Consider the following 7,989-nt stretch of genomic DNA (forward strand, 5'->3'; position numbering starts at 1 on the left):
TATTGTTACTCCACGATCGGATGACCTACAACAGCCAATTATGTGGTATTTTATACCATCCAATTTTATCGCAAATTAGAGGAAATTTTCAGTGTTAAGCGGGGCCGGACCGAGGTAAATTCAATTCAGGCAACAGATGCGAAAATAATAAGCTCCCCACGGTGACCGGCTGCCATTTCCCCAATTCAGATACCGACTGGCAGCTGTAGGCCGCCCGGTGAAATTGGGGAAATGGCGGCGAGTCACCGTTGTTCTTGTTTCTCTTATGCCTGCGACTCCGGCTGAATGGCCGGTTCCTGGGTCGCGGCAGGTGCTGGTTCCGGAGCCTTCTGGATCGCGGTCTGGCAATTCGGGCAGTAGGTCCATTCCGCACGGGCCGGATAACCGCACCTGGGGCAAAAATCGCTGGTCGCGGGCGATCCGCAGAAGGGACAGAATTTTTCGCCGCCCGTGGTTCTGCCGCAGTTTTGACACACTCCCTTGGTTCCTTCTTCCGGGCGCAGGATCAGATAGATGGCCAGGCCGAATACGAGCGACACGAGAGTGAGGACAGACCACCGCACCGGCGAGTCAACTCCTCTGCCTTTAGCATCGAGATAGACCCAGGTGGGGAGAAGGAACCAGAGAAACAGCACCGAAGCGCCCAACAGGCCGCCTGAAAAATCCTGGGGGCCCTGATACTCATTCTGGAAGTAGCCCCGGCCATCATCGATGCCGGATACCTTCAAGTAGAGATTGCCGAGCATTTCTCCCCGTTCGTTCTGAAAAGGGGTGGAGAAAACCAATCCGTCGTGTTCATAGGGGCCACGATCTTCCGCCTGAGCTACCCTTTCGGAACCCTCCTGCCCCGCCATTTTTGCCTCGTAGTGTTCAAAATTCATGTTCCTCTGATCCTGCACCAGCCTGCGGATAAAGTCCTGACGATCGGTAAACCGGCCCTCCTGTTCTATGAGTTTCTGATAGGTGTCGTAGGCACGGTTCAAGCGGGCAAATGCTTCCCGAGGGACTCCGAACTGGAATTGACCGCCGGTGTCCATCGCCCAGAGGTACAGGCGGATGTTGGGATATTCTTCGAAATAGCGTGCCTGTGCCTGCCCCACAATGTTGGGATCTGCAGGGAGTTTGACGACCTTTTTTGCCGTCTCCTGCAGGTAGGCCCGGTATTTACGGATCTTCTCCTCCCTCTTCTCGGTCCAGGCTCTCTCGTATTCGGTTTCGCCCTTCCGGTGCATGTACTCGGTGATCCAGAGGCTCAACCCTGAGACGGCGAACACCACCATGCCGATCAAAGCCATTTTCCGAAGGATACGTTTTTTGTTTGGCATCATATTTCCCTCCCCAATCGCTGCCTGGCCTGCCAGGCATTCATTGGACAAAACCGTTTCGCGGGCGCCGGGATTCCCACCAGAAGATGGGAGTCAGGGCGAGAGTCACCAGTGCCCCGGCGCCAAAAAAAACAACTGCCGTCAATCCGTGCGGCCCGATCTCAGCGGCCAGCCTCCATGCGCGGAGAGACTGCCAGAGGGGGGTTGTTGCCAGCCAGCCTCCGGTCAGAAAGATAAAAAGCAGTACCAGGATCATTCCGGCGATGTTTCCCAGGATCAGAGGCGTCCATGCGGGCTCCGCCCAGTCGCGACCGGTACCGGATTTCTCGATTCGTGCCTTCAGCCGCGCCCATGCGAATGGAGGCGGGGCTTCGGTCGGTTCCCTCTCGAGCAGGTTCACCGCTCGGGCAAGCGCCTCAAACGCCGCGGTGCACCCCGGGCATGCCATGAGATGCTCATTGCAGGTATCCCGTTCCTCCCCGTCAAGCTCGTCAAAGACAAGACCGACCAGTTCTTCGTCTTGAAGGTGTCTCATGTCTATTGCTCTCCTGGTGCAAGCCGGCGTCGCAATTCGGCGACTGCACGGTGAAAGCGCGTCTTGAGTGTCCCCGCGGGCGCTCCGGTGACGGCTGCGATTTCGCTGAACTTCATCCCTTCCATACAGCGGAGCGCGACCACCTCGCGCAGCGCCGGGGAAAGACCAGCCAGTGCCGTGGCAACGAGGGCTGCCGTCTCCCCGCGCTCGAATCGGGTTTCCGGATCATCCCGGGGACCCCTCTCCATCAACAGGACCGTCTTTTCAGCCATCTCGCCTTCCCGGGATTCGCATGAGTAACGCTTCAGCCCCATTTCGCTCCGGGTGGCATTAAGCGCCACCCGGTAGAGCCACGATCGGAATCCGCCGCGTGCGGGATCGAAAGTGTGAGCTGCCTGCCATACCCTCCAGAAAGTCTCCTGGAGCAGGTCCTCGGCGAGGGCGCGCTCGCCGACGCAGCGGAAAACGAAGTTGAAGACACGCAGCTCGTAGCGGCCGTAGAGAACACGGAAGGCGTCGACATCCCGCGCGCACACCCGCCTCATCAAAACTTCGTCCCCCAGGGCGTCGATATCCATGGCTACCTGTTCAGATGATCATACCGGCAAAGAACGCAAAAGGTTACAATCAGGTGAAACGGAGTGCCCCACTGCAGTGAGCCAAAGGCGATGCATTTTAAGGAAGTCCAGATCCGCCGGCGGCAACTCCACGGAGGGTGGAAGATAGCGCGGGAGATCCGGAATACCGGCCCCGCCTCGCCGATAAATCAATAATCGGATACGCCATGCCCAAGAGTCGTACGGTTGTGGAGCTCGAATCGATGGCGGTAAGGGAGAGGCCGATGCGGCGCCGGCTACAGGCGGCTTCTTCGACCGGTGAAGCGCTCGCCATGCTGATACGTCGGGGATTCCGGCCTTTGGAAACACGCCCCGACCTCCCCTTTCCCGACGATCTCGAGCGCGAAGTGGCCGATCCATTTTCTGAGCTGCTCGGCCATTACGCCTTTAGGCTGTTTTTTCGGGGTGCCATTCAGAAGCCCCACGGATTTACTCCACGGGAAACAACCCGCTTTGTAACAGGCGCACAGGCAAGGGCCTATGCAAGGTCTCTGGTGGACCTGGGGCTGGCCGCAATTTGCGCGCGCGGCCGCTATCGGCTGCTCTGGCCCGCGCAGAGCTTCGGCGGAAGCCTGGAGTGGTACGTCGCGCGCGAGTTGCGGCGCAGTTTCGCATTTGATGTTGCCGCCGGGGTCAAACTTCACACACGAGGCGTGGGTGGCGACTTCGATATCATTGCGTGCGCCGAAGGGAAACTGGTTTATGTGGAGCTGAAATCCTCCCCTCCCAAGAACCTGGCCGCCGCCGAAATCAGCGCATTTTTTGATCGCCTGGAGCTGCTGCGGCCCAATCTTGGGCTGTTCGTTGTCGACACGGCGTTGCGCCTTTCCGACAAGGTACTGCCATTGCTGCTCGGCGAAATCGCGCAGCGGCGCGGTTCCGCGCCGCCTCCCGCGCGGAGAATCGAGCAGGAGCTTTGGGCGCTCACGCCAACCCTGTATGCAGTGAACGGACGGCGTGACCTCATGGCCAACATTGGACGTGCCATAGCCGAAGGGCTTCGTGCCCTTGCCCCGTCGCCTGTCTGAAAAAAAGCGATCACTTTGGAACCGGCAATGGAGTCCCTTCTGACGGAGTCAGGCCGTTAAACTCCAGCCTGAATTATTCATGAAGCAGAAGCTCCTGCACGCCGACCAAGGCCGAACCGGCGGCGCTCGTCGGCGTTCTTCTGCGTCCAAAACCGCTTTTTGGTCGCATATTCATGAATAGTCCGGGCTATCGAATGGCACTTGACATCATCACCACAACTGTGGTAGTGTTGCTACAAGCTTGGAGGCAACCCAACCATGGCAACCAGATCACGCAAACTGTCGCCGGCCGAGTGGAAGGTCATGAACCTGTGCTGGAAGCTCCGCAAAGCCACCGCGCGCCAGATCCACGAGGCATTGTGGATGCACCGGGAGCGAGACTATCAGACCACCAAAACTCTGCTGGATCGCATCGCGGCCAAAGGCTACCTCAAAATGGAGAAGCTCGGGCCGCTGTGCATCTTCTCGCCGGCCGTCTCCCGGGCATCGGTCGTTGCCAGTGCGGTTGAGGACTTCGCCACCACCGTGCTGGACAACTCCGTTGCCCCTCTGTTTCAGCACCTCGCAAAAAACGAGGCGATCAACGAGCGAGAGCTCGAGATGCTGAAGGATCTGTTAAAAAAAGCCGAGGAGAAGCAAAAATGAATTGGCTCGCGAGGCTCGCCCACTACTGGGCTGCCCAGGTGTGGCCAGTCAGCTTGCAGGTCACCATTCTCATTATCCTTGTCTATGCGATCAGCCTCTGTCTCCGTCGCTCTCCGGCACGCTATCGATATCTATTGTGGTTCGTGGTACTGGCTCGCCTTTCCGTGCCGACGACCTTTCTGTCGCCACTGGGGATCGGACAGTATCCCGGGCGTCTTTTCGCCGCCGGCATCCACTGGATGACAACGGCCGCCCGATTGCAGCCCGCAGTGACAGTCTCATCGGAGGCGGACGCAGGCCCTGGCATAACCGGCCCTGCGTCCTTGGGGAAGCCACAAAAACCTTCCCCGCGAGGCGGTGGCGCGGTCGAAATCGCGCTGCCGGCATGTCTGGCATGGCTGTCCGGGATTCTTTTGCTGGGTTGCATGATCGGCGCGCGCGCTGCCCAGGTTCGCCGCTCGACGGGCGCATTCCGTCCGGTGGAACGTCCCGAGCTCATTGCCCTGCTGCGGAGACTGGCTGAGGGAATGGGCCTGAGGGGAGCGATTCAGCTGGTTCAAGCCGACCAGATCGGAAGGCTGCCGATCCCTGCGGTGCATGGAGTGATGCGACCTAGAATTGTCCTCCCCGGGGCCATGGCAAACTCATGGCCCCTGGATGCGCTGGAGCCGGTGCTGCTTCATGAACTGGTTCACATCCGACGCCGGGATTGCCTCGTCAACTCTGCTCAGATCGTGCTCCAGGTGCTGCACTTTTTCCATCCGATGGTCTGGCTCGCCAACTGGACGATGCGCGGTGAACGGGAATTGGCCTGTGACGATGAGGTTGTGCGCCGCTCCGGTGGGGGCACGACTACCTATGTGCGTTCGATGTTGAAGGTTGCCGAAACGGTTGCCCATCAGCCGTCCGAGCAGCTCCTCGGGATTGCCATGGCCGAGAGCTCCTCAAATCTGGGAAGGAGGATTCGTCGTATGATGCATACCAGCTATCAGATCAGAGAAAGACATCGCCTCGTCTATCTTTTCATTGTCTTCGCCGCGGGGCTCTTCTGCGTTGCCGTTTCCGCCCACGGTCCGGAGCGGGCGACAGCGCTGCAGGAGAAGAGAATCCCCGCAACACCGGATGCGCAGGCGACACCGACCCTCGTCGATAATCATGCACTGAAGCCCAGGGTCCTGGAGCCTGCGATCCGGGAAACCAAAATACCGGCGACTCCTGCGCCCGCCGGCGCCAATAATCCAGCTCCCAAGCCTCCGCAGCGTGAACCCATACGCGTTGGCAACGCCGTTCTGGAATCGAAGCTGACAAAGAGAGTGGATCCGATAATGCCCAGAGAGGCTATAGAGAATCGGATCGCCGGCATGGTAATGCTGGAGATTGTCATCAATGAAGCCGGAGAGCCCACGGGCTTCCGGATTGCGCTTGGGGCTCCGTTGTTCGAACAGGCTGCCGTAAACGCTGTGAGGCAGTGGCGTTACGCCCCGACTCTTCTCAATGGCGAGCCCGTTCCCGTCATGACGAATGTGATTCTTGGTTTCGGTATTCCGGATAAGATCGTCATCGATCCGGAAGGAAATTTGAAGGATGCCGGCGGCGGCGTGGTATTCCTTGACGGGTTTAGAGAGGTTCAGGGCACGCTGGTGGCCACGCCTGACCGCCAGATCACTTTCCCCGTTCTCGATCGGAGCCTACAAAACCTGCGAGCGAAGGGCGTCCAGAACATCCAGATCATGTCCGCGGACTATCTCTTTAGAGCCGGCCGCCTGTTCTATTCGGTGGGGACATTCGCGGGGGGCGGCGGCGTTATCGGGGGAACTCCGGGTGGAGTCGTCGGAGGAAGATCAGGAGGTGTTGCGGGAGGTGTGACAGGTGGCGTCGCCGGAGGTGTGACAGGTGGGATTTTGGGCGGAGTCAGGGCAGGCGGTGGCAACACCATCGAGCCTCCACAACTGAATGTAGATGTTGCCGCTCTGGGCGCATTTGCCAAGGCAGCCGGTGCTGCCTTACCTCAGACCGCCAGCACCCCTTTCGGTCCCGCTAATGTCGTGAGTTACAGGGTATATGTAAGTGAGGCAGGGGAAATCCTCGCAGTCGAAAGGGTCGCAGGTCCGGAATCGCCGGAAATTCAGGATGTACTGAGCCGGGCCCAGGTCATAACCCCGGGACGCCGCGGGGGTGAACCTGTACCGGTCGCGGTCAATATAACCATCCCGATCAGGTAACGCCGGCTCGATTGCGCCGGCGGTCTCGAGCACCTTCTTCCTCTTGCCGGTAACACCAGTGGAACGGCTCTTTTTCGTCGTGGCCTCGGTCTCCGCAGGAACCTGCGAGGAACCGAACGAAGAGTTGATGCGAAATGACCGTGAGCGCCGCTCGCGGCTGAGCGGGAGGGCGTTTGCCAGACCCCTGCCCCTGGGTAGCGGCAAAAGCTTCTGCACGCCGACCGGAGCAAAACTGTCGGAGTCCGTCTGCGTTTTTCAGCGTCCGGAGATCCGCTATGAGAAAACTGGTTGCCTTACTGATAAGCCGATTGTCGGTGCCGAAGGCAGCGATCGGGGCAATGCGGGCTAGGCAGTCCGAGTCATCGCGAGCGCAGCATCGGCAGAACGTAGGGGAGAATGCGCTTTGCCAGACTCCCTTCATGTTCTTCGTGCCAGTTATATTCTGCTCTTTGGACGCGGTGTCTAATTTCGGGGACAGGCGCGAATGGCGCTCAAATAAGGGTGATTGGAATCGTCTTGAGCATGCCAGGAGCAAGGGCTTAAGCCCCGAAAGGGGCGTCCGCAGTCCGCAGCCCAGGGCGTGAGCCCTGGGAATGGGGAGCCATTAGCAAAGAGAGCCCTGTAAGGGCGATGCAAGGTCCTTGTAATCGGGGCATTGCAGGCGCTTCTGCATCGCCCTTACAGGGCTCATCCATCATTTGCGTCTTATCCCAGGGCTTGCGCCCTGGGCTGAAAACTACGGCCGCCCTTACAGGGCTTGCGGACGCCAACGGCTTCGGGGATTGTAGCAACCGATGGCTCGCCGGCATGGCTGAGCCCGCCAGGGTCGCACCCTGTTTCCTTAATTAAACGCCATTCGCGCCTGTCCCGAAATCATTGCGTATCATTTCAGGAGGGCGAGGAGTTCAGAGGTGGTCATGACACGCGCATAGGAGCCGTTTAATACCGCCAGCGTTGTTGCCTGCACGGTGTCCGCGGATACTTCGCGGTCGTTGAAGGTGAGCGGTCGCGTAGCACACGCGTCGGATGCCAGCATCACCTCAAATCCGAAATCCACTGCCGCCCGCACGGTAGCCTCCACGCACATGTGAGTCTGCATGCCGCAGATAGCCAGCCTCTTGACCCCGGTGCTCTTCAGTTCAGTTAAGAGCGACGTGCCACGGAAACTGTTCGCTTCATGCTTATAAATGATCTTTTCGTCCTGGAGGGGTGCCACATTGGAGTGAATCGCGTATTGCGGATCATCGGCTCCCTGACGATAGCTCTCCTTCCCTGCCGGGAGGTGCTGGACGTGGAATACGGGTTTCTTCAAAGCCCGGAACCGTTCCAACAACGCTCTCGCTTGAACGCTGGCCTCGACAGGCCCGGTTAACGGCAGTTTGCCGCCCGCGAAATAGAAATTTTGAACGTCAATAATCAGCAATGCCATGTCACCTCCCACCACACCGGATTGAGGTTCAATCGTTGCGGGAGCGCTCCCCTCTGTGCCTATGATGCTGAGACACCTACCCCATGCTAATTTAATGTAGAGGGTAGGGTGAAAATCCAAGATGGGAATAGCAGAATTGAAGAGAGAGACGGGGATGGTTGCCCCGGAGCGGAGTGAAGGCGAGCGTA

General features: G+C 58.9%; 7 protein-coding genes. 3 read left to right on the forward strand and 4 right to left on the reverse strand.

All coding sequences use genetic code 11. The features are described from left to right. Positions 1-263 precede the first annotated feature (263 nt). The 3 genes from LAP85_26415 to LAP85_26425 are packed head-to-tail and all read right to left on the reverse strand — an operon-like array spanning position 264 to position 2,438. Complete coding sequence (locus LAP85_26415) at positions 264-1,328, reverse strand: zinc ribbon domain-containing protein (protein MBZ5499947.1); 1,065 nt, start codon at positions 1,326-1,328, stop codon at positions 264-266. 37 nt (positions 1,329-1,365) lie between these two features. Then, a complete protein-coding gene (locus LAP85_26420) occupies positions 1,366-1,860 on the reverse strand; it encodes a hypothetical protein (GenBank protein MBZ5499948.1) in 495 nt (164 codons plus the stop codon). 2 nt (positions 1,861-1,862) lie between these two features. After that, entirely contained in the window at positions 1,863-2,438 is a 576-nt protein-coding gene (locus tag LAP85_26425) for a sigma-70 family RNA polymerase sigma factor (protein MBZ5499949.1), read from the reverse strand. Positions 2,439-2,644: 206 nt separating this feature from the next. Between LAP85_26425 and LAP85_26430 the strand changes: the two genes are divergently transcribed. From LAP85_26430 to LAP85_26440, 3 genes are all read left to right on the forward strand, one after another. After that, positions 2,645-3,505 (forward strand): hypothetical protein, encoded by an 861-nt coding sequence (locus LAP85_26430; protein ID MBZ5499950.1) that lies wholly within the window; start codon positions 2,645-2,647, stop codon positions 3,503-3,505. A 258-nt stretch (positions 3,506-3,763) separates the two neighbouring features. Then, a complete protein-coding gene (locus LAP85_26435; protein MBZ5499951.1) occupies positions 3,764-4,150 on the forward strand; it encodes a BlaI/MecI/CopY family transcriptional regulator in 387 nt (128 codons plus the stop codon). Continuing rightward, positions 4,147-6,372, forward strand: a complete 2,226-nt coding sequence (locus tag LAP85_26440; protein ID MBZ5499952.1) for a TonB family protein — start codon at positions 4,147-4,149, stop codon at positions 6,370-6,372. Before LAP85_26435 ends, LAP85_26440 begins: the two co-directional genes overlap by 4 nt. A gap of 883 nt (positions 6,373-7,255) precedes the next feature. Here the strand turns inward: LAP85_26440 and LAP85_26445 are convergent. Next, positions 7,256-7,801, reverse strand: coding sequence for a cysteine hydrolase (locus LAP85_26445; protein ID MBZ5499953.1), 546 nt, complete (start codon positions 7,799-7,801; stop codon positions 7,256-7,258). Positions 7,802-7,989 lie beyond the last annotated feature (188 nt).

Source organism: Terriglobia bacterium, assembly GCA_020072565.1.
Lineage (GTDB): Bacteria > Acidobacteriota > UBA6911 > UBA6911 > UBA6911 > JAFNAG01.

What these genes read in the sequence shown, in the direction of transcription:
- LAP85_26425 (MBZ5499949.1), bottom strand. Translation starts at nt 2,438, where the DNA reads ATGGATATCGACGCCCTGGGGGACGAAGTTTTGATGAGGCGGGTGTGC.
- LAP85_26445 (MBZ5499953.1), bottom strand. Translation starts at nt 7,801, where the DNA reads ATGGCATTGCTGATTATTGACGTTCAAAATTTCTATTTCGCGGGCGGC.
- LAP85_26435 (MBZ5499951.1), top strand. Translation starts at nt 3,764, where the DNA reads ATGGCAACCAGATCACGCAAACTGTCGCCGGCCGAGTGGAAGGTCATG.
- LAP85_26420 (MBZ5499948.1), bottom strand. Translation starts at nt 1,860, where the DNA reads ATGAGACACCTTCAAGACGAAGAACTGGTCGGTCTTGTCTTTGACGAG.
- LAP85_26440 (MBZ5499952.1), top strand. Translation starts at nt 4,147, where the DNA reads ATGAATTGGCTCGCGAGGCTCGCCCACTACTGGGCTGCCCAGGTGTGG.
- LAP85_26430 (MBZ5499950.1), top strand. Translation starts at nt 2,645, where the DNA reads ATGCCCAAGAGTCGTACGGTTGTGGAGCTCGAATCGATGGCGGTAAGG.
- LAP85_26415 (MBZ5499947.1), bottom strand. Translation starts at nt 1,328, where the DNA reads ATGATGCCAAACAAAAAACGTATCCTTCGGAAAATGGCTTTGATCGGC.